This is a genomic window from Agrobacterium sp. LMR679 (genome assembly GCF_027157905.1).
GTDB lineage: Bacteria > Pseudomonadota > Alphaproteobacteria > Rhizobiales > Rhizobiaceae > Agrobacterium > Agrobacterium leguminum.
On record NZ_JAPVOJ010000002.1, the window covers coordinates 1,299,232 to 1,322,170 of the forward strand.

The window sequence follows — 22,939 nt, forward strand, 5'->3', positions numbered from 1 at the left end:
CCGGCGCCGCGAGCGGTTACTTGACGAAGCCGTTCTTTGTCAGAAAGTCGAGCGCCACGGTCTTGGCCTGTTCGCCGCCGACCTGCACGCGGGCGTTCAAATCCTGCAGTGTTGCCAGATCGAGCTTTTCGAACACGGGTTTCAGCAACTCTTCGATATTCGGGTGCTTTTTCAGAACCTCTTCGCGAATGATCGGCGCTGGCTGATAGACCGGCTGCACATGTTTGTCGTCCTCCAGCACCACGAGACCTGAAGGCGCGATGCCGCCATCCGTGCCATAGACCATGGCGGCATTGGCGTTGTTCGTCTGGTTGGCGGCGGCGGCGATGGTGGCCGCGGTGTCGCCGCCGGAAAGCGTGATCAGCTGGTCAGGCTTCATGGTGAAGCCATAGGTGGTCTGAAATGCAGGGAGCGCGGCGGCGGAGTTGACGAATTCGGAAGAAGCGGCAAGGACGACCTCGCCGCCATCGGCAACATATTTGCCGAAATCGGAAAGCGTCTTCAGATTGTTCTTGTCGGCGACATCCTTGCGCAGCGCAATGGCCCAGGTGTTGTTTGCCGGCGATGGCGTCAGCCAGACGATCTTGTTGGCGTCGAAGTCGAGTGTTTTCGCTTCTTCATAGCCCTTGGCTGCATCTTTCCAGAGCGGATCGTCCGCCTTGGAGAAAAAGAACGCGGCGTTGCCGGTATATTCCGGATAGATGTCGATTTCCCCCGCCGTGATCGCTTTTCGCACAACCGGCGTGGCGCCAAGCTGGATGCGATCCGTCGTTTCGATCTTGTTCTGGTTGAGGACGGCGAGGATGATGTTGCCGAGAACACCGCCTTCCGTGTCGATCTTCGACGACACGACCACCTGCGCCTGCGCGATGGAAACAGAAAGGGCAAGCGCAAGTCCGGCGCCCGTCAACGTCATCAAGCGGTTCATGGATGTTCCTCCGGTGGGTCAGCCTGCCGAACAGGCGAAAGATCGCCGCCGCAATTGCGGCCGAATATAAACGGCCGGGAGGAAAAATGGTTGCATGCCATCTGCGTTTTCGCGCCGATGGCTCCGGCTACACGCCGATGGTCAGGTTTCGCCGTCGCGCTTGCGTGCATCCTTGCCCATGACGAGCGGCATGAGAACCGAAAGAAACAAGAGCCTGATGACGTGGTGGGAGCCGACATAGGCGGTATCGGCATGCATCATCACCGCCATCGCCGCCATGGTCTCCAGGCCGCCCGGCGAATAGGCGATCATGACGGCATTGAGCGGAACGCCGGTCACGCCGGAAATCATCCAGGCAATGCTTCCGGCAATCAGCATCACGGCGATGGTGACGACTAAGCCCGCCAGAAAGCCTTTCCGCACGTCCATCAGTGAGACATTCGAAAAGCGCGTGCCGATGAGGCAGCCGATCAGCACATAGACGGGCAGGCTGAGCCAGGTGGGAACGCCGCCTTCGGTAAGGCCGGTAATGTGGGTGCCGATGGAAATGGCGACGCCGCCAAGCAGCAGCGCGGCCGGAAACTTCCAGCGCAGGAAAAGCCAGCCGGTCAGAAGCGATGCGCCGATGGTCAGCGCCAGCGTGAAAAGGCCCATTGGCGGGTTGGCCACAAGCGGTTCCGTGCTGACGAGATCGAAATATTCGACGATCAGCGGCACGGAGAGCGTCAGCGCCAGCACCCGCACGCTTTGCACGATGCTGACGGTCGCAAGATCGCTTTTCGTCTCGGCGCCGAGGCTGATGATATAGCTGAGATGGCCGGGAGAGGCGCCCAGCATCGCCGTTGCCCGGTCGTAACCAAAGCCGTAATGCAGGATCCAGTAGGCGACATAGAGCATGATAACGACAGCGACGAGCACAACGACGAAGCTCACGGGCCAGGTCTTTGCGGCGTCGATCACGGAGGGCGTTACGCTCGTTCCCATGGAAATGCCGACGACGACGAAACAGGCATTGCGGATGAAGGCGGGAACGCCAAGCCTTACACCGGCCAGCCCCGTGATCGTCACGGCAAGCGCCGGGCCGGACAGAAACGGTGCCGGAATATCGATGAGGCTGGCGAGTAGCGCCCCTATGCTGCCGACGAGCGCGGTGAGCGCAAATGTATGGAATTCAGGCTTGATGATCATTGCGACGCTGATTGGTTGCTTGAAAAAGCTCGCGACCAAATGCGCCGCTTCCATTCGCGACGTCAACACGCAGGATCAAAAATATTACATTTCATGCGTATTCTATAAAAGAAAAGCCCGTGGCCTCAAGGACACGGGCTATGGCAATTGCCGATGCGGCAATGGGATGATCAGGCAGCCGGAAGGGCAGCGATCTTCGGCATTTCCGTATCGAGGCCAAGCAGGAAGTTGATCTGGGGCCGCGCCTTGACGAGATCGTCGATCGAATATTCCGCCAAAACGTCGAAAAAGGCATTGAGCGCCTTGCGAAGCGCCGAGTTGAGGCCGCAGCTATCCACAAGCGGACATTCCACAGCACCGTCCTCGAAGCATTCGGCCATGGCGAAGCTGTCTTCGGTCACCTTCACCACGTCGAACAGGCTGATCTTTTCGGCAGGTTTGCCAAGACGCACGCCGCCGTTGCGGCCACGCACGGTTTCCACCAGGCCTGCCTTGTTGAGCGGCTGCAGGATTTTGAACAGGAACAGCTCCGAAACGCCATAAGCCTTGGCGATCTCAGGAATGCGGCTCAGATGGCCTTCATTGGCGGCGCAATACATCAACATGCGAACGGCATAGTTGGTCTGTTTGGTCAAGCGCATGCTGGTCTCCTAACTCTCAATGTGGAGTTATATAGTCTCTTTTTCAGTTTAGAACAATTCCAGAAACTGAAAAAACTGGCACCCATCCGATATTTCTCGAACAGCCTTGTTGACCGTCCGGATGATTCATGAACAAACAAGTCAAGAATCGGAATGTAATGGAGGCATTCATAATGGCAAGCTTGAAATCATACTTTTCCGCTGCCGTTTTTTCAGGCCTGACGATCCTTGTCGCCGCGCCCGTCGCTCTGGCAGAGGGGGAGGTTAACGTCTATTCCTATCGCCAGCCTGAATTGATCCAGCCGCTGCTCGATGCTTTCACGAAGGAAACCGGGATAGAGGCGAATGTGCTTTTTCTCGACAAGGGGCTGGTGGAACGCATTCAGGCCGAAGGCGTCAATTCGCCGGCCGATGTGCTGCTGACGGTCGATATCGCCCGTCTCGTCGAGGCGAAGGAGGGCAAGGTTACCCAGCCGGTCCTCAACGATCCCGTCATCGAAAAGGATATCCCCGCCAATCTGCGCGATCCCGAGGGCGAATGGTTTGGTCTCACCACGCGCGGCCGGGTGGTCTATGCGTCGAAGGAGCGGGTGACCCAGAAGGACATTACCTATGAGGAGCTTGCCGATCCGAAATGGAAGGGCAAGATCTGCATTCGCGACGGCCAGCATTCCTATAATATCGCGCTGATCGCCTCGATGATCGCCCATCACGGCGTCGATTATACCCGTACATGGCTGACCGGCCTGAAGAACAATCTCGCCCGCAAGCCTGACGGAACCGACCGCAGCCAGGCGAAATCGATCTTTTCCGGTGAATGCGATATCGCGCTCGGCAACACCTATTATGTCGGCCTGATGCTGACCAACGATCGCGAGCCGGAAGAAAAGGAATGGGCAGGATCGGTGCGGGTGATCTTCCCCAATGCGGGCGATCGCGGCACGCACGTGAATATCTCCGGCATGGCGCTGACGAAATACGCCCCCAACAAAGACAATGCGCTGAAGCTGATGGAATTCCTGGCCTCGCGCGAGGCGCAGGAAATCTACGCCAAGCAGGTCTTCGAATATCCGGTGCTGCCCGGCGCGGAGCCATCCGATGTCGTGAAGGGTTTCGGTCCCATCAATCCCGACAAGCTGCCGCTGACGGACATAGCCGCCCATCGCAAGCAGGCGTCCGAACTGGTGGATGAAGTGGGCTTCAACGACGGCCCGACCAACTGAGTTTGCTCTTGATCGAGCTCTGAGAGTTGCGATACCGGCGGGTCAGTTACCCGCCGGTTTGTTGTCCAGGGAAGCGTTGTAATCGAGAATGGCCTTGCGCCTTTCCGGCGTTCCGGGATGGGTGGAGACAATGCTGGTGCCGTCCCTGTCGCCCAGCTTTTCCTCCAGCAGCGCAAAGAACCGTTCGATGGCGGTTGGGTCGAGCCCGGCCTTGCGCATCAGTTCGACGGAGCGCTGGTCCGCCTGCCGCTCGGCATCGCGCGAATGCGATAGCGCCAGAAGACCGCCGCCCTGGGTGAGAATATCTTCCATGGCCGAACCGACATCGCCGGCAATCAGCATGACGAGACCGGCAACCCCGGCGGCGCGGTAAAGCTGCCGCAGGCTGTGCTCAAATTCAACATGGCCGATTTCATGGGCGAGAACCCCGGTGATCATCTGCCTGTCGTCGCCCGCGAGTTCCACCAGCTCGTCTGTCAGTACCAGCGTGCCATCGGGAAGCGCAAAGGCATTGGGGCCGATATAACCGCCCTTGCGGAAATTCAGCTTGTAGTCCTCGGGCGAACCTTCCGCATGGGCGGCGATCCGGGCAAATTCCGCACGGATGGCGTCCTGCTCTTCCTGCGGAAGTTCGCTTGGAGAAAATACCGCCTGGTCGAAGGCCTGCATGGTGCTGGCCGACATGACCTGCGGAACGATGGGCGGCGTTACGGCGACCGCCAGTTCCACCAGCGCCGGAAGCGCCAGCTTGTAGGTGCCGTAAGCCAGAAGAACGGCTGCGGCGGTGATGCCGATCAGTCGTGGGCGGAACTGTTCCAGCCAGTGCACGAAACCGGAACGCCTGGTAATGTGCTGGCCAAGCAGCCGGTCCACGCCGTCATTGTCACGGGTTTCGAACAGCGACCCATCGGGAAAATGCAACTCCCGGGGGATGGTGCCGACCCGATGGCTGATCTCGACCGTTTTTATCTCCGCCTGGGTTCTGACGTGGTTGTCCTTCGCGTCGAGCACGAGAAGGACCGTGCCGCCAAGCTTCAGCCTGGCGGCGCTGGAAAGGTTGGAGCGAGCGGCATGCCACTCGCCCGCAACGGTTTCTCCGGTATCAGAAACCAAATTCGAAACCTTCCATATCCATATATTCGGCGCTGACGGCGGCGCCTGTCGCCTCCATCGAGGACAGAACCTCGCCGACATCGCCATTGAAACGGATTGCCGTGCGTTCAACGGTATAACGCGCCTCGCGCACCGCCGCCCATGGCCGCATCAGGCCAAGCGTGAAGACGGTGACTATGAGGTTGGAGATGACGATCCACAGGTAGCGGCCGCGATGAAGATCGCTGTGCAGGTCGTGCTTTCCGTCCAGCAGCATGGAGGAGATGACGACATTGCGAACGCCGGTGCGATAGACGACACCCGCAAGACCATAGACCAGAAACGCGCCGAAAATTCCGACATAAAGGGAAGCCAGCGCCGTGGTCATGGCTGCCGTCTCGTCTTCGAGCATCGCGCTATTGGCCGCAAAGGCGGCAATGCCGAAAAAGCCGACCACGATGCCGCCGATCACGACCATGATCGCGGGAATGATCCAGACCCGGTAGAGCTTGCCGATTCTGGGATCGGCGCTGAAGGGCCGGTCGCCGTAGCGCAGATTGCTGAAAATATAGCGGTTCGCCCAGCGGCTGGACAGCGGCGCCAGAATGCCGAAGGAAAAGAACGCAACGAGGCTGCCAAGCAGGATGGAGACAAAAGCGCCCCATGCCTTTCCGACAAAATCAAAACGCACATTGCGATAGCTCGTCACCCGCGCATTGAAACGAATGCTGCGCGTGATCAGCCATGGAAAGAAGATCATCAGAAGGATTGCCGGCACGAAAACCAGGAACGGATGGATGAGGCCGACGAGCTGCGAGACGACGATGAAGGCAAAGGCGATCAGCCGGCCCTTGAAGATTTGTCCGCCGGTGGCGTGATAACCGAAGGCGCGACCGGCCAGCACGGTATTGCCATTGAAATAACGCTTGCGGCGCACCTTTGCCCAGGCGGAATAGATGCCGATGGTGATGATCGTCAGCAGAATATTGACGATCCAGATTCCGAAATATTCCTTGGCATTTCCGCTGAACGAGCCGCGTTCAAGCGCGCGCTGATCCGCACTCACTGAGATATCACTCATAATAGTCCCTCATGACATGCCCCTCTCCGGGCAGATTGAGTTTGCAGGCTTCCCCGTTATCGTCGGTTTGGCAGCGTCCCCACGCCGCAATGGCTCTCTTACGCCATAACAGCTTTAAGTGGAAATATTTTGAAGGAAAAACTTGATTTTTAAAGTTATCTTTTAATCGAAAAAGCCCCGCCGTGAAAACAGCGAGGCTCTTTGTAATATAGAGGGCTCTGCCCGCTTACTTCATTGTCGGCATCACGAATTCAGCGCCCGACTTGATGCCCGACGGCCAGCGCGAGGTGATCGTCTTGGTCTTCGTCCAGAACTTGATCGAATCCGTCCCGTGCTGGTTGAGGTCGCCGAAGCTCGAAGCCTTCCAGCCGCCGAAGGAGTGATAGGCAAGCGGAACCGGGATCGGAACGTTAACGCCGATCATGCCGATATTGACGCGGCTTGCGAAGTCGCGGGCGGCGTCGCCGTCTCGGGTATAGATCGCGACGCCGTTGCCATATTCATGCTTCATCGGCAGTTCCAGCGCGTCTTCGTAATTCTTGGCGCGAACGACGGAGAGAACGGGTCCGAAGATTTCCGTCTTGTAGATGTCCATGTCAGGGGTCACGTGGTCGAACAGGCAGCCGCCGACGAAATAGCCGTCTTCATAGCCCTGCAGCTTGAAGTCGCGGCCATCGACCAGAAGCTTCGCACCCTGTGCGACGCCGCTGTCGATCAGGCCCTTGACGCGCGTCTGCGCTTCCTTGGTGACGAGCGGACCCATATCGGCCTTGTCGTCGGTATAGGGTCCGATTCTCAGGCTTTCGATCTGCGGAATGAGCTTTTCGACGAGACGGTTTGCCGTCTCCTCACCAACCGGAACCGCAACGGAAACAGCCATGCAGCGCTCGCCGGCCGAACCGTAACCCGCGCCCATCAACGCGTTTACCGCCTGGTCGAGATCGGCATCCGGCATGATGATCATGTGGTTCTTCGCACCGCCGAAGCACTGCGCGCGCTTGCCGTTCATGGCGGCCGTGCCATAGACGTAACGGGCGATCGGCGTCGAGCCGACGAAGGAGACCGCGCCGATATCGGGATCGGTCAGGATGGCGTCGACGGCGCCCTTGTCACCGTTGACGACGTTCAGGATGCCGGCCGGAAGACCGGCTTCAATCATCAGTTCTGCAAGACGGATCGGCAGCGACGGGTCGCGCTCGGAAGGCTTGAGGATGAAGGCGTTGCCGCAGGCGATTGCCGGCGCGAACATCCACATCGGGATCATGCCGGGGAAGTTGAACGGGGTGATGCCCGCGCCGATGCCAACCGGCTGGCGGATCGAATACATATCGATGGCCGGGCCAGCGCCTTCGGTGAACTCACCCTTCTGCAGATGCGGAATGCCGCAGACGAATTCGCAGACTTCGAGACCGCGGACGATATCGCCCTTGGAATCTTCAACGGTCTTGCCGTGCTCGCTCGAGAGCAGCACCGCCAGCTCGTTCATGTCGCGGTTCAGAAGTTCGACGAACTTGAAGAAAACGCGGGCGCGACGCTGAGGGTTGGTGGCGGCCCATTTCGGCTGCGCAGCCTTGGCGCTCTCCACGGCGGCGCGCAGTTCGGCGTCGCTTGCAAGCGCGACAGTTGCCTGAACTTCACCGGTGGCGGGGTTGTAGACATTCGATGTGCGGCCGCTGGTGCCCGGCACATGCTTGCCGTTAATGAAATGACCGATTTCCTTCATGGGTTTTCCTCCAGAATGTGATGGCGCAGCATTACCTTTCGATTTGCACAAATCAATCGCCTGAAATAAGCATCCATTGTGCAAAAATAGACATAAAGAGGGTGCCATGAACTGGGATGATGTGCGTTTGTTTCTAAGCGTGGCGCGAAGCGGCCAGTTTCTTTCGGCGGCCAGAAAGCTTGGCGTCAACCACGCCACCCTCAGCCGGCGCATTTCCGCACTGGAAGCGGCCATCGGCACGCAGCTCTTCCTGCGGAGCACCAATGGCTGCGAGTTGACCGAAGAGGGGCAGCGCCTTCTTGCCGGGGCCGAGCGCATGGAAACGGAAATGCTGAATGCCCAGGCAAATCTCGGCCGCGTCGATACGGCGGTGGCGGGAACGGTGCGCATCGGCGCGCCGGATGGTCTCGGCGTTTCCTTCCTCGCGCCAAGGCTCGGTCGGCTGACGGCGCGTTATCCCGATCTGAAAATCCAGCTCGTGCCGGTGCCGCGCTCTTTCTCACTGTCGCAGCGTGAGGCCGATATAGCCATCACCATCGAAAGGCCGGAGCAGGGCAGGCTGATGTTTTCGAAGCTCACCGATTATTCGCTCGGCCTTTATGCCTCGGCGGATTATCTGGCCGATCATGGAACGCCTGATGATGTCGAGGCGCTGAAGCGCCACCGGCGGATCGGTTATGTGGAGGACCTGATCTTTTCGCCCTCACTGAACTTTACCGGTGAGATCATGCGCGACTGGGACGCCGCCTTCGAAATCTCCAGCGCCACCGGGCAGACCGAGGCGGTGCGTTCCGATGCGGGTATCGGTATCCTGCATAATTACATCGCCGGGCAATACCCCGAACTGCTGCGTATCATGCCGCAACTCACCATCAGCCGGTCCTACTGGACGGCCTATCACGAATCCGCCCGTCAACTGGTCCGCGTCCGCACGGTGGTCGATTTTCTCCAGGAACTCGTAGCCGAAGAACGGCGAATTTTCATCTGACATCCTGCATGCCGATATTATTAGTACTATTAATTGTTCGAGCCCGGCCGTTCGGGGCTTGACAAAGGATGGCGGACTGGACGACCAATGCAGCCATTGGGAGAGATCGGAACTGACATGTCTATGATACGTAAGCTTTCGCCGACTGGCCTCGGCGTGGCCGTCATGCTGCTTGGAATGCTGCTTTTCGCACTGAACGACGCCATGGGAAAATGGCTCGTGGCCACCTATAGCCAGGGTCAGGTGATCCTCATTCGCAGCGCGGCGGCGCTTATTATTCTCGTTCCGATCGTCTGGCGCGCCGGCCTCTCCGGCCTTGTCAGAATTGAGCGTCCCGGCCTTCAGTTTGCGCGCGTCTTCTTTTCCACCGCAGAGCTTTTCTGTTTCTATTTCGCGGTCGCGGCCCTGCCGCTCGCCGATGTCATGACCTATTGGCTGGCCGCCCCCATCTATGTGGCGGCGCTCTCGCCGTTTCTGCTCGGAGAAAAGGTGGGTTGGCGTCGCTGGACGGCCATCGCCATCGGTTTTGTCGGCGTTCTCATCGCGCTCAAACCCAGTTCGGCAAGCCTCACCTCCGCAGCATTGTTTTCGATCCTCGGCAGCGCCGCCTTCGCTTTCATGATGTTATCCGGCCGCCAGCTGCGCAATACGCCGGATACGGTGCTTGCCTTCTGGCAGATCATCGGTGCGGCGCTTGCGGGCATTGTTGCGGTATTCCTCACGCCATCGGGATGGCTGCCGGTTCAGTCCAGTTTCGATCTCGCCTTCCTCGGCCTGCTCGGCGTCGTCGCCATGACGGCGCATGTGCTGGTCAATCGGGCGCTTAAACTCGCCGATGCCGCAACCGTCGCACCGCTGCAATATACGCTGCTGCTCTGGGCGGTGATTTTCGGCTGGCTGTTCTTCGGCGATGTGCCGCAGACGAGTATCGTCGTCGGCGCGGGCCTGATCGTTCTTTCCGGCCTTTATATCTTCTTCCGCGAAAATACTCTCAAGCGACGCCGCGAAACCGCTGAAGACCTGGCCGCGGAGCAGGTTTGATCTTTCTCACAGCCTTGATCACGATCACGGGACTTGACGAAGGCGTGATCTTCGGGGAGTAAGAAAGAGCCCTGCGATGATTTGTCTCGCAACGGCAGAGGAAACAAAGGTGCCGGGCCCCTCTGGCGAGAGTTTTACGGCGCTCTCGCGATGTCGGTACCGCCTGCAAAAATTGGCCGGCGGATTAAAAACTATGAAAAACCTGAATGTGCTTCGCGCGCGTGCTTTCTGCGTGCGGTCTGACGCCCCGCGTCGGTCCGTGAACGCCCTCTCTATGGGAGGCGACCGGACATGAGCGCTGCCCAGAAAAACACCCTTACCTACTTCAAGTGGGCCTTTATCGTCACCGTGGTCGGTTTGATCCTCGGCGGTTATCTCGGTTGGGAAATGACCGGAACGGTGGGCGGCACGGCGACGATCTTCTTCATCTGCGTCGTGCTGGCGGTGCTGGAAATCTCGCTTTCCTTCGACAACGCCATCGTCAACGCCAACAAGCTCAAGGATATGACGCCGGTCTGGCAGCACCGCTTCCTGACCTGGGGTATCCTGATTGCCGTTTTCGGCATGCGTATCGTCTTCCCGCTGCTCATCGTGGTCGTCGCGGCCAATGTCGGCCCGTGGACGGCAATCGTCATGGCGGCCACGCAGCCGGAACGTTACGCGGAAATCATGCGTGACGCCCATCTGCCGATTGCGGCTTTCGGCGGCACCTTCCTGATGATGGTCGGTCTCAACTTCTTCTTCGACCATGAAAAGGACGTACACTGGGTGCGCTGGATCGAGGAAAAGGCTGCAACCTATTCCTCCGTCAAGGGCATCGAGATTGCCTTCGTGCTGGTCGTCATGCTGATCTTTTCCCGCATCATCGGTGCTAGCGACAATCCGGAACTTGGTCCGGTCGCGGCCAACACCTTCTTCCATTCGGCGATCTGGGGTCTTTTGACCTTCCTGCTGGTGGAAGTCGTCGGCGGCATTCTCGACCGCAGCCAGGAGATGCTGGAAGGCGCGGCGAAAGGCGGCTTCGGTGCGTTTCTTTATCTCGAAGTGCTGGATGCCAGCTTCTCCTTCGATGGCGTTATCGGCGCTTTCGCGCTGACGCAGAACCTCTTCATCATCGCCATCGGCCTCGGCATCGGCGCTATGTACGTGCGTTCGATGACCATCATGCTGGTCGAGAAGGGAACCCTGGCCGAATATCGCTATCTGGAGCACGGCGCCTTTTATGCAATCCTCATCCTGTCCGTCATCATGTACGTGCAGACCATGGTGCATATTCCGGAGGTCATCACGGGCCTTGGCGGCGCGGGCCTGATCGGCATCTCGCTCTGGTCGTCGATCCGCTATAACCGGCGACAGAATGCCGATGCGGTCGATGCCGCGCGCGGCGCGGAGATCTGATCCGCGATTACCCATGCCTTCCGCTGTCGTGGCGGAAGGCAGTTTTTAAGCATTGAATTATTTTTTGCCTGTTTTTGTTGCTGTTTATCCTTTGCGAAAAATTTCACCAAAAGGCGCGCTTTTTGCCTTAAGTCGCTGTTTTTACGAATATTTGTGCGCTGCATCAAAACTGGCACGCTTCCTGCATCTCATTCTGCAAGTCCAGAGGGGACATATGGCTCGAAAACGGGTCGGCAAATACCGCCGCGCCGCGCGATCTTTCCGATCTGCGCCGTGCGGCGGTTCTGTTTGTGCGGGATGGTTCTTGAGTTTTCCGTTCGGTTGAATGAAAACGATAAGACAACGACTGGAAGGGTCACGGTTTGCCTGCACAATTGTCGCCCACGGAGGCCCTGGGTCTCTGGCATCGTGTATCCACGGTGCAGGTCATTGACGATCAGCCGGATTTGACCTTGCGTCAAACCGCCATCCTGCTGCAGATTTATCTCGTGCCGCCGCCGCACACCGTGCGGGGCCTCGCCGCCATGCTGGGTGTGACCAAACCGGTTATTACCCGCGCCCTCGACAGTCTGGGTGCTCTCGGACTGGTCGACCGGGTTCGGGATGAGCGGGACAAGCGCAATGTCGTGATAAAACGCACCGTGGCCGGTGCGCTTTATCTGGAAAAATTCGGCGATCTGATTATTGATCAGGCACGCAAGATCTAACCTCTGGATGTGAAACCCATGATGCTCGACCGCCGCCTGAATGTCTTCCGCTCCGATCTCGCCGATGAAAAGCTGCAGGGCGTGGTGCAGGCAGAACGTTTTGTCAGCGGCTCGCCCGCGCAGATCGCGGTGCCGGTTGTTGGCCTGCGGCCGACGCCGGACCTTGCCGCCGGCATCGATACCGAGCTGTTGTCTGGCGAAACCATCCGTGTTTTCGACAGGGCGAACGGCTGGGCCTGGGTGCAGGCGGATGCGGACGGTTATGCCGGCTATGTGCCGGAAACGGCGATTGGCGATGTCGTTGTCGCCACCCATCGGGTGATTGCACCGCGCACTTTTCTCTATCCAGCCGCTGAATTGCGCAAACCGCCGGTCGCAGCGCTGTCCATGGGTAGCCTTATCCAGATCGTAGGCGAGGCGGAGACACGCGGCACCCGTTACCTGCTGACCGAAAAGGGCGAAGGCATCATCGCCGCCCATTGCCGCGCCGTCGATGCGGTGCTTGAAGATGATTATGTGGCGGTGGCGCTGCGCTTTATCGAAACGCCCTATCTGTGGGGCGGGCGTTCCGGTTTCGGCATCGATTGCTCCGGCCTCGTGCAGCTTTCCATGGCCATGACGGGCCGGCGGGTTCTGCGCGATACCGACATGCAGGTGAAGTCGCTCGGTGTGGAAATAGAGCGGGATGAATTGCGCCGCGGCGATCTCGTCTTCTGGAAGGGCCATGTCGGCCTCATGGAAAACGAGGAAACGCTGCTGCATGCCAATGGCCATACGATGAATGTCGCACGCGAAAATCTCGATGCGGCCATCGAGCGCATCGGCTGGCTTTACGAAAAGCCGACGGCTTTCCGCCGCCTGGAAGACTGAAAAGGCGGCTTTCACGAAATTGTGCCTGCCCGGCCCTTTGTGCCAGAGCCGCCGACAGCCTACATCGGTTGGATGATGGTACGGAACCGGCATCAATGAAGACAAGAACGGCGACACGATTGGCAGCGATCCTCACAGCGGTTTTGCTGAGCGCGTCAGCGCAGGCGCAGACTGTTTTCCAGAATGGTTTTGCTCCCGCGCCGGATGCCTATGCAAACCTGCCCGGCGTCAAGGATCCGCGCACGCTGCAGCCAAAGGTCCGTTACAACTGCCATAGCGCACTTGGCTCGACCGGATATTCGCGCGGCCCCTACCGGAATGTTTTCGGCAGCCGTGGACTTCCGGTTCAGGGTTACCGCTGCACCGATGAAAACGGAATTTCCAGCTTCGGCGGCAGAAATCCGGTTTCCAAGGACTGGTATCCCGGCATAAACCCCGTAGACCCGACCTTCTGAAGCGGCATTGTTCCCGCACCGGATCGAAAACCTCATCGCGCCTTTCGGAAAATCGATGCGCGGGCGGTAGCGGCGGGCATTTGCTCGGCCGGTGCTCTGGACTTGTTGTCGCTTTTTCAGATAAATCTTCCGCATGACAGGTTGATACCTGCCGGGGTGCGGAGTGACATCGGCTATTCTGACCTTTGGCCGATATTGGGGAATGCGAGTATGACGAAGACCGATATAGCCACCCGTGTCCATAATCATACCTGGAAACTCGACCCTATCGTCCGCAGCCTGATCGATACGGATTTCTACAAGCTCTTGATGTTGCAGATGATCTGGAAACTCTATCCGGAAGTCGATGCGACGTTTTCCCTGATCAACCGCACGAAGACGGTGCGGCTGGCGGAAGAGATCGACGAGATGGAGCTGCGCGAACAGCTCGATCATGCACGCACCCTGCGTCTTTCCAAGAAGGAAAACATCTGGCTTGCGGGTAACACGTTTTACGGCCGCTCGCAGATTTTCGAGCCGGAATTCCTCTCCTGGCTTTCAAGCTATCAATTGCCGGAATACGAGCTTTTCAAACGCGACGGGCAATATGAGCTGAATTTTCATGGCCGCTGGATGGATACGACGCTCTGGGAAATCCCGGCGCTCGCCATCATCAACGAGTTGCGCTCGCGCAGCGCCATGCGTTCGCTCGGTTATTTCACGCTCGATGTGCTTTATGCCCGCGCAAAGGCCAAGATGTGGGAGAAGGTCGAGCGGCTGCGGGAACTGCCGGGACTGCGCATTTCCGATTTCGGCACCCGCCGCCGGCACAGCTTCCTTTGGCAACGCTGGTGCGTCGAAGCGCTGAAGGAAGGCATCGGGCCCGCCTTTACCGGTACGAGTAACGTCCTGCTCGCCATGGATTCCGATCTCGAAGCCGTGGGAACGAACGCGCATGAACTGCCCATGGTGGTCGCGGCGCTGGCGCAGACAGATGAGGAACTGGCTGCAGCACCCTATCAGGTTCTGAAGGACTGGAACCGGCTTTATGGCGGCAACCTGCTGATCGTGCTGCCGGACGCCTTCGGCACGGCGGCTTTCCTGCGCAACGCGCCGGAATGGGTGGCAGACTGGACGGGTTTCCGTCCCGACAGTGCGCCGCCGATCGAAGGCGGCGAAAAGATCATCGAGTGGTGGCAGAAGATGGGCCGCGATCCGCGAAAGAAGATGTTGATCTTCTCCGACGGTCTGGATGTCGACGCCATCATCGATACCTACAGGCATTTCGAAGGCCGCGTTCGCATGAGCTTCGGCTGGGGTACCAACCTCACCAATGATTTTGCCGGTTGCGCGCCAAAAACCATCGCCAGCCTCAAGCCGATTTCCATCGTCTGCAAGGTGAGCGACGCCAATGGCCGGCCGGCCGTGAAGCTCTCGGACAATCCGCAAAAGGCCACCGGTGACCCGGCCGAAGTGGAGCGTTACCTGAAGTTCTTCGGCGAAGAAGACCACAAGGAACAGAAGGTTCTGGTTTAAAGCCTTTCCAGTAAAAGTGGAGCCCGGTTTTTCGCCCGGAAATGCTCTAAATTGAGAACGGGCGCTCCGGTTGAGGAAGCGCCCGTGGAAGCCCGAACCTATCAGCAGATTACTTCGCGAACTGGTGTGCGATGTAATGGAAGAGTGCGCGGATACCCTGCGCCTCCCCGCCGATCGATGAATGATGCCTCTCGCTCAGAGACCAGCCGTAAATATCGAAATGCGCCCAGCGCCTGGTATTGGTGACGAAACGCTTCAGGAACAGGGCGGCGGTGATCGATCCGCCCATGCCGCCAGAAGGTGCGTTGGTGATATCGGCTGCGCGTGAGCGGATATCCTTGTCGTAGCCCATATAGAGCGGCATGCGCCACAGCGGATCGTCCGTATCGATGCTGGCTTCCGCGATATCATGCGCCAGATCCTCATCATCGGTGTAGAAGGGCGGCAGATCCGGGCCGAGCGCGACGCGTGCGGCACCCGTCAGCGTCGCCATGTCGATCATCAGGTCCGGCGCATCTTCGTCCGCATAGGCCAGCGCATCCGCCAGAACAAGACGGCCTTCAGCGTCGGTATTGTCGATCTGCACCGTCAGCCCCTTGCGGCTGCGGTAGATATCGCCGGGGCGGAAGGCATTGGAGGAGATGGAGTTTTCGACCGCGGGCACGAGAACGCGAAGATCGACCGGCAGCTTCGCATCCATGATCATCAGCGCAAGGCCGAGCACATTGGCCGCGCCTCCCATATCCTTCTTCATCAGCGCCATGGAAGCGGCGGGTTTGATATCGAGGCCGCCGGTATCGAAGCAGACGCCCTTGCCGACAAGGGTGAGGCGCGGATTGCCCTTCTTGCCCCAGTTCATCTCCAGAAGCCGCGGTGCGCTTTCGCTGGCCCGGCCGACAGCATGGATGAGGGGGAAGTTTTCCTTGAGCAGTTCGTCGCCGGTGGTGACCTTCACCTTTGCCTTGTAATGGGCGGCAAGCGCGCGGAAGGCAATCTCAAGCTCATCCGGTCCCATATCGTTGGCCGGAACATTGATGAGGTCGCGCGCAAGGAAAACGCCGGCCAGAACGCGCTTGATCTCGCCGTCTTCCGCATCCTGCGGAATAAGGAGCTTTGCCCCGTTCGTCTTGGTGGTCTTGTATTTGTCGAAGCGATAGCTGCCGAGACCGAAGCCGAGAGCGAGGCGATTGGCCGTCAGGGGTGCGGTCTCGATGTGCCATTCGCCTTCCGGCAGTTCACGGGCGAGTTTCCCGGTGATGAAGGGGATTTCCGAGGGATTGCCGCCGAGGCCGAGAAGCACGCCGCCCAGCGAACCATCGGCGGAAGGAACGAGGAGGATGGCGCCTGCCTCTGCCTTGAACCCCGCCTTCTTCGCCCAATCTAGAGCGACAGGGTCGATGGCGCCTTGTTCGATATGGGCCGGCGTGACGGCGAAAACCGGCAATGTGCTGCCGGCCTTGGAGCCGAAAGGGGTCGGGCGTTCGATGAACTGATAGGGCGCCATTGTATGCTTCCGTAAATGTCGAGAATCGGTGCGATTAACGCTCTGTTAGGGTTAACAGATTATTGCTTAAGCGAAAGTTGCGTCATGTGAGTCTGTCGTGTGTCGGGCGCAAGATCGATCATTCTTGGGCGGGGGCGCTGCCATGACTGCATTTTCTTTGGGCGAGACAGGCCGGACAGGGTTGCTACGGGGAGCATGTCTTGCCGCATTGGTTCTTGCGGTTTCAGGATGCGCGAGCACTAACAAGCCCGATCGCATGTCCACCGGCTCCATTCCCGCCGCCACCCGCTCCTATGATCACATGAATATGGAGCAGCTTCGGCAGGCGGAAGAGAGCGCCGGCAAAGCCTATGAACGCAGCCCCAAGGATAAATCGGTCGGCATGAATTATGCCAGCGTGCTGATGATGACCGGCAAGAACACACAGGCTCTCGCCGTCATGCAGCAGATCGCCATCGCCAATCCGGCGGACCGCGATGTCCTTGCCGCCTATGGCAAATCGCAGGCCGCCGCCGGCCAGCTGGAGCAGGCGCTTTCGACCATCCAGCGGGCACAGACGCCGGATCGACCCGACTGGCGGCTTTATTCCGCAGAGGGCGCCGTGCTCGATCAGCTTGGACGCTCGAACGAGGCGCGTTCCCGCTACAGGCAGGCGCTTGACCTGAAGCCGAACGACCCGAGCGTATTGTCCAACCTCGGCATGTCCTATGTCCTGTCGAGCGATCCGCGCACTGCCGAAACATATCTGCAATCCGCCATCGCCCAGCCGGGAGCCGATAGCCGCGTTCGCCAGAACCTCGCGCTCGTGGTTGGTCTACAGGGCCGCTTTGCCGAAGCAGAGCGCATCGCGGTTCAGGAGCTCTCCGCGCAGCAGGCGCAGGCTAACCTCACCTATCTGCGTGCCATGCTTTCGCAACAGAACTCCTGGCAGCAACTGGCGAAGAAGGACGGTAAGTCGGCTGGCTGATACGCTTTCGGTTGTATCGGCGCGATCCACGCGACATTATGGCTTCTGTTCTGCTCGACCTGCCTGCGCGTGTCTTCGTCAGAACGTATCCATGACGCGAAGGCCGGCCGGCCCAAGAATGACGGCGATGAGTACCGGCAGGAAAAACAGGATCATCGGCACGGTCAGTTTCGGCGGCAAAGCAGCTGCCTTTTTCTCGGCTTCATTCATTCGCTCGTCCCGGCCTTCCTGCGCGAGAACGCGCAGGGCCTGAGCGAGCGGGGTGCCGTACCGCTCCGCCTGGATAAGGGCCTGCACCACGCTTTTGACGCCTTCCAGCTGAGTGCGCATACCGAAATTCTCAAGGGCCATGCGCCTGTCCTGCAGGAAGGATAGTTCCGCTGTCGTCAGGATCATTTCCTCCGCTAGTTCAGGCGACTGTTCACCCATCTCTTCCGCCACGCGGCGCATGGCTGCTTCCATCGATACGCCGGATTCGATGCAGATCAGCATCAGGTCAAGCGCATCCGGCCATGCCCGCTTGATCGACGCCTGTCGCTTGGTCATGCGGTTCGAAACATAGATATTGGGGGCGTAAAAGCCGACATAGCCGAAAAGAAGCACCGCCATCAGCCGAACGACAAAAGCCTGATCAGCCAGGTTTCCGAGAATGAAAACCCAGGCGAATGCCACGGCCAGGAAAATGAACGGCAAGACGAACCGGGCAGCAAGAAATGTATTGAGCGCATTCTGTGAACGGAAACCGGCGGCGCGCAGCTTGTTCATCGTGTTCTTGTCGGCAAGCGCTTCGCGAAGATTGAATTTTTCAACGATGCGCCGTGCGGATTTGTTGTTATTGCTACGAAGGGAGGTTTTACCCTCTCTGGTCGCGGTCGCCAGACGCTCGCGCTCGCGGCTACGAATGAGTTCCCGTTCCGACGAGACGGCTTTCATCCGCTTGGCAAGATCTTTCCGCTCCAGGAAGGGCATGATCAGCGTATAGAGGGTCGCGAAAACTGCCAGTGTGACGAGGATGGCGATAATCGTCTGCGGGTCTGTCAGACGAGAAAGCAGATTTGCTGTCATGGCCGCCCCTCAAATATCGAAATTGATCATTTGGCGCATGATGAAAATCCCGATGAGCATCCACAGTCCGGATGCTCCCAGAATGATGTGGCCCCGCACGTCGGTGAAAAGCACCGAGAGATAGTCCGGCGACGTGAAGTGCACCAGCACCATAACAATAAAAGGCAATGCGCCGATAATCACGGCAGATGCTTTCGCTTCCATGGACAGGGCATTCACTTTGGCGCGCATTTTTCTTCGGTCGCGTAATACCCTTGAAAGGTTGGACAATGCCTCCGAAAGATTACCACCGGCCTGAGCCTGGATATTGATGACGGTGCTGAAGAAGCTGACTTCAAAAAGGGGCATGGTCAGCATCATGCGCTCGATACCCTGTGGGATTCCGATACCCACCTGCTGCGCATCGACAACCCGCTGAAACTCCGTTTTCACAGGTTCCTGACCGTCCGAGGCGATCAGTCGTACCGCGTCGTTCAGCGGCAAACCCGACTTGATCGAGCGGCACATGACATCAAGCGCATTGGGGAACTCCTCGAGGAATTTTTTTTGCCGGCGCTTGAGGAGAAATGCCAATACCCAGCGCGGCAATCCCAAAGCCGCAACGGCTGCTATGAGGAGTGCGGTCAGCAACGACAGACCATAGATAAGTGCAATAAAAGCGGCGCAAGCCGCCGCGCCGACGCTTAAAAGGTGGAATTGTCGAACGGAAATTGCCAGCCCAGCCTGTACGAGTTTATCGCGCAGGCTAACATTTTTTGCTTTTTTCGCCTTTTCATTTTGTTTTTTTTCCATATCCCGCAGGCTGTCCTGCATGGATTTGCGGCGCTTGCTGAGTTCCTGGACCCGATCGCGTGCAGCTTTGATATTTACGCGATCCGTCTCTGCGGCCTGCACCCGCTTGAAACGGCTTGTGGTCTTTTTTTCGACCTCTATCTGCTGGAAAAGAAAGGCGTAGGCGAGCGCTCCCGCCGAGATGGCGACAAGTACGGCCAGTAACACTATTGTCGGGTCCATGGCAGTCGCTTTCCCTTAGGATGTCTTTTCCATTTCATCGAGCGCGGCCGCCAGGCGTTTCTCTTCGCCGTAATAGCGTGCACGATCCCAGAAATTGGGCTTGCTGATGCCGGTCGATACGTGTCTGCCGATCAGCTTGCCGTTCGCATCTTCGCCTTCGATTTCGTATCGCATCAGATCCTGGGTGACGATGACATCGCCTTCCATGCCGACCACCTCCGTAATCTGCGTTATCCGGCGCGAGCCGTCACGCAGACGCGCTGCCTGAATGACGACATCGATCGAGCCTGATATGATCTCGCGCACGGTCTTGGCCGGCAGGGTGAAGCCGCCCATGGCGATCATCGATTCGATACGGCTGAGGCATTCGCGTGGCGTATTGGCGTGCAGCGTTCCCATCGAACCGTCGTGACCGGTGTTCATGGCCTGGAGAAGGTCGAAAACTTCCGGTCCGCGCACTTCGCCGACGATGATGCGTTCGGGCCGCATGCGAAGGCAGTTCTTGACGAGATCGCGCATGGTGATCTCGCCTTCGCCTTCGATATTCGGCGGACGCGTTTCGAGCCTCACCACATGCGGTTGCTGCAGCTGCAGTTCGGCGGTGTCTTCGCAGGTGATGACGCGTTCATCCCTGTCAATGAAGCTCGTCAGGCAGTTAAGAAGCGTCGTCTTGCCCGAGCCGGTGCCGCCCGATATGACGACATTGCAGCGGACGCGACCGATAATCTTGAGCAATGTCGCGCCTTCGGGCGTGATCGCTCCGAAACGCACGAGCTGATCGAGTGTCAGTTTGTCCTTCTTGAATTTTCGGATCGTCAGCGCCGGGCCGTCGATGGCAAGCGGCGGAGCGATGACGTTGACGCGCGATCCATCCGGCAGGCGTGCGTCGCATATCGGGCTCGACTCATCCACGCGTCGGCCGACCTGGCTGACGATGCGCTGGCAGATGGAAAGCAACTGCGCATTGTCACGAAAGCGGATATCGGATTCGATGGTTTTACCGCCGACTTCGATGAAGGTCTGGCCGGAACCGTTGACCATGATATCGGCAATGTCGTCGCGTGCGAGAAGCGGCTCCAGCGGACCGTAGCCAAGAACGTCGTTGCAGATATCTTCGAGCAGCTCTTCCTGCTCGGCAATCGACATGGCGAAATTCTTGATCGTGATAATGTCGTTGACGATATCGCGAATTTCCTCGCGCGCGCTTTCCGCGTCGAGCTTGGCGAGCTGCGAAAGGTCGATCGTATCGATAAGTGCGGAAAATACCTGGCTCTTGGTATTGTAGTAATCTTCCGTGCGTGCGCGTTTTCTCTGCGCGGGCGATGCGCTTGCTGTTGCCTGACGCATTGCCGGTGATTGGCCGGGTTCAAGAGTGTCAATTGCAGCAGAACGAGGCTCAGGCGCTGTCGTCACCTGCATGGGCGCAGGTGCAACAAGATCCGGCTTCGTGCTTCTGGCTGGGCCTTCGGGCCCGCGTTTTCCGAACATCGGCGTTTCCGTCTAAGGACGCAGGCAAAAGACCTACTTGCGCTTGAGAATATTTTTCAGTTTTTCCAGACCGCCGCGCCTGCTTTTGCGCAGCACGGAGCGACCTGTGATGGTATGCGCGATTTGCGAAAAAGTTTCCGCCGTCTGGGATTTTTCATCCATCTCGCTGATCATGCGTCCGCTATTGGCGGCATTTCCGAACAATTGTGCGTCGAACGGAATGATCGCGATCGGCTCGATTTCCAGCGGCTCAAGGAAATCCGCCGGCGCGATTTCCGGACGTTTGGGCATGCCGACCTGATTGAGAACGAGATGCGGCAACTTGTCGTTGGGTCTCAGCTTGATCAGTGCATCGAAGAGGTTCTTCGTATTGCGCAGGTTTGCGAGATCGGGAACCGCCGTTATGACCACCTCATCGGCTTCCGAAAGGACTGCCCGCGTCCAGTCGCACCATTGGTGGGGAAGATCGAGAACCGCAACCGGGGCACTGCGCTGCAAAACCTCGAGGATCGGCAGAAAGGCCTGACGATCGAGATCATAGGTTCTGTCGAGAAGAGACGGCGCTGCCAAAAGCGACAGATGATCGGAACATTTTGTCAAAAGACGGTCGAGAAATACCTCGTCCAGCCGCTCCGGCGAAAAGACCGCTTCAGCCATGCCCTGGGCAGGGTCCTGATCGAAATCGATATTCGCCGTTCCATAGGCAAGGTCCATATCCGCCAGAATGGTTTCCGTGGAGAAAAGGCTAGAGATGCCGAAGGCGCAATTATGCGCGATGGTGGACGAGCCTACGCCACCCTTGGCGCCAATGAAGGCGATGTTGCGGCCCAGCGGCTCCGCTTCCGGATCGACGAAGATCGCGGCGATCGAAGCCAGGAGATCGGCCATATTGACCGGGGCGACGAGATATTCGGAAATGCCGTTGCGGATGAGATCGCGATAGAGCGTTATATCGTTGTGCCGGCCGACGATGATGACACGGGTGGAAGGATCACAAACCTCCGCCAAAGGCGCGAGATCGTCCAGCAGCGAGGCGGGTGAGCTTGCTGTTTCGAGAACGATGAGATTGGGCGTGGGCGACGTGGAAAACATCGTGGCTGCCGCATTGGTATCGCCCTTCGTTACCCGCAGGGTAACCTTGCTCATGCGCCGGTCGCTGGACAATGCGTCCATGACGCCTTGCATGTTGTCGCTGACGCAGAAAGCGTGAACGGAAATACGGGGCAGGGGCCGCAGGCGATCCATATCCGAAGCGCGCACCGACGGTTCGGCTTCTGCGCCGTCGCTAGGCTTGATATCGTATTCTACAGCGCTCATCGTCTTTCCTGCCGTGACAAATGTTGGATTCGCATCAATCTGTTGCCGCGGTCGAAGTCTTACCGCGATAGGTGTCGATGACGACCGCGCGGCGCTCGGCATCGATCGGGCTCATGCCGCGCGGGCCGACCAGATCCATGGGATTGGCGATCTGCGCCGCGAGATTGCTTTGGGAAGCGCACCCGAAATTGTACCAGTTCTTGTTGGCGAAGGTATTATCCGAGAGATCCTCGGGCCACTGGCCGCACTGGCCAGTCATGGCGGTAACGGCGACATAGCTCAGACGGATGGGGGAGGCGTCGCCATTCGGGGAAGCGGCATAACGCGTCTCCATGATCTTGCCGGGCGCCACACCAGCACCGGAAAGCGTCGAGCGGATCTGTTTCGCCATTCGCGATGCGGCCGCCGCGTTGGCCGATCCCGACGGGGTCTGAATATTGATGATCCCGGTCGACATCGACGCATAATTCTGGGCAAAACCGCGGACATTATCCGCCATTGCTGTGGTCAGCCGGCTGTCGCTGGCCGAGACCGGAATATCCAGCGAATGCTCCGCTTCCGACAGGGTAATCGGGTGGCGTGTGCGATAATCGTCGGGAATGGCGTTGGTGGTCATCGGATCGCGTGCGCAGCCCTGCAACAGGCCGGCGGCAAGCGCGGCAACGACGACGAGGCCGGTCCGTCTTCCGGAAAGGTAGTGGGAAAAGGAGGAATAGGGTTCCTTCATGACGTTT

The 22,939-nt window shown here is 58.6% G+C and carries 21 protein-coding genes; 9 read left to right on the forward strand and 12 right to left on the reverse strand.

Going from position 1 to position 22,939, the window contains the following annotated elements:
• Positions 1-16: 16 nt before the first annotated feature.
• The 3 genes from osmF to rirA form a co-directional block, all read right to left on the reverse strand.
• A complete protein-coding gene (osmF, locus tag O3W47_RS16945; RefSeq protein WP_003524447.1) occupies positions 17-928 on the reverse strand; it encodes a glycine betaine ABC transporter substrate-binding protein OsmF in 912 nt (303 codons plus the stop codon).
• 141 nt (positions 929-1,069) lie between these two features.
• A complete protein-coding gene (locus tag O3W47_RS16950) occupies positions 1,070-2,116 on the reverse strand; it encodes an AbrB family transcriptional regulator (protein WP_269314203.1) in 1,047 nt (348 codons plus the stop codon).
• A gap of 170 nt (positions 2,117-2,286) precedes the next feature.
• Positions 2,287-2,757 carry an iron-responsive transcriptional regulator RirA gene (gene rirA / locus O3W47_RS16955; RefSeq protein ID WP_059759126.1) on the reverse strand — a complete coding sequence of 157 codons (471 nt, stop codon included), beginning with the start codon at positions 2,755-2,757 and terminating at the stop codon, positions 2,287-2,289.
• Positions 2,758-2,930: 173 nt separating this feature from the next.
• Here rirA and O3W47_RS16960 point away from each other — a divergent pair, with 173 nt between their 5' ends.
• Positions 2,931-3,980, forward strand: a complete 1,050-nt coding sequence (locus O3W47_RS16960; RefSeq protein ID WP_035264601.1) for a Fe(3+) ABC transporter substrate-binding protein — start codon at positions 2,931-2,933, stop codon at positions 3,978-3,980.
• A 42-nt stretch (positions 3,981-4,022) separates the two neighbouring features.
• Here the strand turns inward: O3W47_RS16960 and O3W47_RS16965 are convergent, their stop codons facing one another.
• The 3 genes from O3W47_RS16965 to O3W47_RS16975 form a co-directional block, all read right to left on the reverse strand.
• Positions 4,023-5,093 carry a M48 family metallopeptidase gene (locus O3W47_RS16965; protein ID WP_269314204.1) on the reverse strand — a complete coding sequence of 357 codons (1,071 nt, stop codon included), beginning with the start codon at positions 5,091-5,093 and terminating at the stop codon, positions 4,023-4,025.
• Positions 5,083-6,153 carry a YjgN family protein gene (locus O3W47_RS16970; RefSeq protein WP_269314206.1) on the reverse strand — a complete coding sequence of 357 codons (1,071 nt, stop codon included), beginning with the start codon at positions 6,151-6,153 and terminating at the stop codon, positions 5,083-5,085. Before O3W47_RS16970 ends, O3W47_RS16965 begins: the two co-directional genes overlap by 11 nt.
• 226 nt (positions 6,154-6,379) lie before the next feature.
• Positions 6,380-7,876, reverse strand: coding sequence for a CoA-acylating methylmalonate-semialdehyde dehydrogenase (locus O3W47_RS16975; RefSeq protein WP_003524451.1), 1,497 nt, complete (start codon positions 7,874-7,876; stop codon positions 6,380-6,382).
• A gap of 106 nt (positions 7,877-7,982) precedes the next feature.
• On the opposite strand from O3W47_RS16975, the gene O3W47_RS16980 reads away from it, so the two are divergent.
• The 7 genes from O3W47_RS16980 (at position 7,983) to pncB (ending at position 14,850) form a co-directional block, all read left to right on the forward strand.
• Positions 7,983-8,864: a LysR family transcriptional regulator gene (locus O3W47_RS16980; RefSeq protein WP_269314207.1), complete on the forward strand. Its 882-nt coding sequence runs from the start codon at positions 7,983-7,985 to the stop codon at positions 8,862-8,864.
• A gap of 123 nt (positions 8,865-8,987) precedes the next feature.
• A complete protein-coding gene (locus O3W47_RS16985) occupies positions 8,988-9,905 on the forward strand; it encodes a DMT family transporter (RefSeq protein WP_121490394.1) in 918 nt (305 codons plus the stop codon).
• A gap of 291 nt (positions 9,906-10,196) precedes the next feature.
• The gene (locus O3W47_RS16990; protein WP_080818286.1) at positions 10,197-11,303 is read left to right on the forward strand and encodes a DUF475 domain-containing protein; all 1,107 of its coding nucleotides are present in this window, start codon (positions 10,197-10,199) and stop codon (positions 11,301-11,303) included.
• Positions 11,304-11,665: 362 nt separating this feature from the next.
• Positions 11,666-12,010 (forward strand): MarR family winged helix-turn-helix transcriptional regulator, encoded by a 345-nt coding sequence (locus O3W47_RS16995; protein ID WP_080818284.1) that lies wholly within the window; start codon positions 11,666-11,668, stop codon positions 12,008-12,010.
• Between the two features lie 18 nt (positions 12,011-12,028).
• Complete coding sequence (locus tag O3W47_RS17000; RefSeq protein ID WP_269314208.1) at positions 12,029-12,880, forward strand: C40 family peptidase; 852 nt, start codon at positions 12,029-12,031, stop codon at positions 12,878-12,880.
• Positions 12,881-12,975: 95 nt separating this feature from the next.
• Positions 12,976-13,335, forward strand: a complete 360-nt coding sequence (locus O3W47_RS17005) for a hypothetical protein (protein WP_031233696.1) — start codon at positions 12,976-12,978, stop codon at positions 13,333-13,335.
• Positions 13,336-13,545: 210 nt separating this feature from the next.
• Complete coding sequence (pncB, locus tag O3W47_RS17010; protein ID WP_065654709.1) at positions 13,546-14,850, forward strand: nicotinate phosphoribosyltransferase; 1,305 nt, start codon at positions 13,546-13,548, stop codon at positions 14,848-14,850.
• A 109-nt stretch (positions 14,851-14,959) separates the two neighbouring features.
• Here the strand turns inward: pncB and O3W47_RS17015 are convergent, their stop codons facing one another.
• Positions 14,960-16,354 carry a leucyl aminopeptidase family protein gene (locus tag O3W47_RS17015; RefSeq protein WP_269314209.1) on the reverse strand — a complete coding sequence of 465 codons (1,395 nt, stop codon included), beginning with the start codon at positions 16,352-16,354 and terminating at the stop codon, positions 14,960-14,962.
• 256 nt (positions 16,355-16,610) lie between these two features.
• On the opposite strand from O3W47_RS17015, the gene O3W47_RS17020 reads away from it, so the two are divergent.
• Positions 16,611-17,321 (forward strand): tetratricopeptide repeat protein, encoded by a 711-nt coding sequence (locus O3W47_RS17020; protein ID WP_174024227.1) that lies wholly within the window; start codon positions 16,611-16,613, stop codon positions 17,319-17,321.
• 78 nt (positions 17,322-17,399) lie between these two features.
• On the opposite strand, the gene O3W47_RS17025 is transcribed toward O3W47_RS17020, so the two are convergent.
• From O3W47_RS17025 to O3W47_RS17045, 5 genes are read right to left on the reverse strand one after another with little or no spacing between them, the layout of a single operon-like run.
• Entirely contained in the window at positions 17,400-18,386 is a 987-nt protein-coding gene (locus O3W47_RS17025; protein WP_127756698.1) for a type II secretion system F family protein, read from the reverse strand.
• A gap of 9 nt (positions 18,387-18,395) precedes the next feature.
• Complete coding sequence (locus O3W47_RS17030; protein ID WP_127756699.1) at positions 18,396-19,400, reverse strand: type II secretion system F family protein; 1,005 nt, start codon at positions 19,398-19,400, stop codon at positions 18,396-18,398.
• Positions 19,401-19,415: 15 nt separating this feature from the next.
• Positions 19,416-20,888: a CpaF family protein gene (locus O3W47_RS17035; RefSeq protein WP_127756700.1), complete on the reverse strand. Its 1,473-nt coding sequence runs from the start codon at positions 20,886-20,888 to the stop codon at positions 19,416-19,418.
• Between the two features lie 33 nt (positions 20,889-20,921).
• On the reverse strand, positions 20,922-22,205 hold the full coding sequence (locus O3W47_RS17040) for an AAA family ATPase (protein WP_127756701.1): 1,284 nt from the start codon (positions 22,203-22,205) through the stop codon (positions 20,922-20,924).
• Positions 22,206-22,239: 34 nt separating this feature from the next.
• Positions 22,240-22,932: a CpaD family pilus assembly protein gene (locus O3W47_RS17045; protein WP_127756702.1), complete on the reverse strand. Its 693-nt coding sequence runs from the start codon at positions 22,930-22,932 to the stop codon at positions 22,240-22,242.
• Positions 22,933-22,939: the final 7 nt, after the last annotated feature.

Excerpts from the sequence above, each read along its gene's own strand:
- O3W47_RS16970 (WP_269314206.1), bottom strand. The coding sequence starts at position 6,153 with ATGAGTGATATCTCAGTGAGTGCGGATCAGCGCGCGCTTGAACGCGGC.
- O3W47_RS16960 (WP_035264601.1), top strand. The coding sequence starts at position 2,931 with ATGGCAAGCTTGAAATCATACTTTTCCGCTGCCGTTTTTTCAGGCCTG.
- rirA (WP_059759126.1), bottom strand. The coding sequence starts at position 2,757 with ATGCGCTTGACCAAACAGACCAACTATGCCGTTCGCATGTTGATGTAT.
- osmF (WP_003524447.1), bottom strand. The coding sequence starts at position 928 with ATGAACCGCTTGATGACGTTGACGGGCGCCGGACTTGCGCTTGCCCTT.
- O3W47_RS16985 (WP_121490394.1), top strand. The coding sequence starts at position 8,988 with ATGATACGTAAGCTTTCGCCGACTGGCCTCGGCGTGGCCGTCATGCTG.
- O3W47_RS16950 (WP_269314203.1), bottom strand. The coding sequence starts at position 2,116 with ATGATCATCAAGCCTGAATTCCATACATTTGCGCTCACCGCGCTCGTC.
- O3W47_RS17025 (WP_127756698.1), bottom strand. The coding sequence starts at position 18,386 with ATGACAGCAAATCTGCTTTCTCGTCTGACAGACCCGCAGACGATTATC.
- O3W47_RS17030 (WP_127756699.1), bottom strand. The coding sequence starts at position 19,400 with ATGGACCCGACAATAGTGTTACTGGCCGTACTTGTCGCCATCTCGGCG.
- O3W47_RS16990 (WP_080818286.1), top strand. The coding sequence starts at position 10,197 with ATGAGCGCTGCCCAGAAAAACACCCTTACCTACTTCAAGTGGGCCTTT.
- O3W47_RS17040 (WP_127756701.1), bottom strand. The coding sequence starts at position 22,205 with ATGAGCGCTGTAGAATACGATATCAAGCCTAGCGACGGCGCAGAAGCC.
- O3W47_RS17035 (WP_127756700.1), bottom strand. The coding sequence starts at position 20,888 with ATGTTCGGAAAACGCGGGCCCGAAGGCCCAGCCAGAAGCACGAAGCCG.
- pncB (WP_065654709.1), top strand. The coding sequence starts at position 13,546 with ATGACGAAGACCGATATAGCCACCCGTGTCCATAATCATACCTGGAAA.
- O3W47_RS17020 (WP_174024227.1), top strand. The coding sequence starts at position 16,611 with ATGTCCACCGGCTCCATTCCCGCCGCCACCCGCTCCTATGATCACATG.
- O3W47_RS17000 (WP_269314208.1), top strand. The coding sequence starts at position 12,029 with ATGATGCTCGACCGCCGCCTGAATGTCTTCCGCTCCGATCTCGCCGAT.
- O3W47_RS16980 (WP_269314207.1), top strand. The coding sequence starts at position 7,983 with ATGAACTGGGATGATGTGCGTTTGTTTCTAAGCGTGGCGCGAAGCGGC.
- O3W47_RS17045 (WP_127756702.1), bottom strand. The coding sequence starts at position 22,932 with ATGAAGGAACCCTATTCCTCCTTTTCCCACTACCTTTCCGGAAGACGG.
- O3W47_RS16975 (WP_003524451.1), bottom strand. The coding sequence starts at position 7,876 with ATGAAGGAAATCGGTCATTTCATTAACGGCAAGCATGTGCCGGGCACC.
- O3W47_RS17015 (WP_269314209.1), bottom strand. The coding sequence starts at position 16,354 with ATGGCGCCCTATCAGTTCATCGAACGCCCGACCCCTTTCGGCTCCAAG.
- O3W47_RS17005 (WP_031233696.1), top strand. The coding sequence starts at position 12,976 with ATGAAGACAAGAACGGCGACACGATTGGCAGCGATCCTCACAGCGGTT.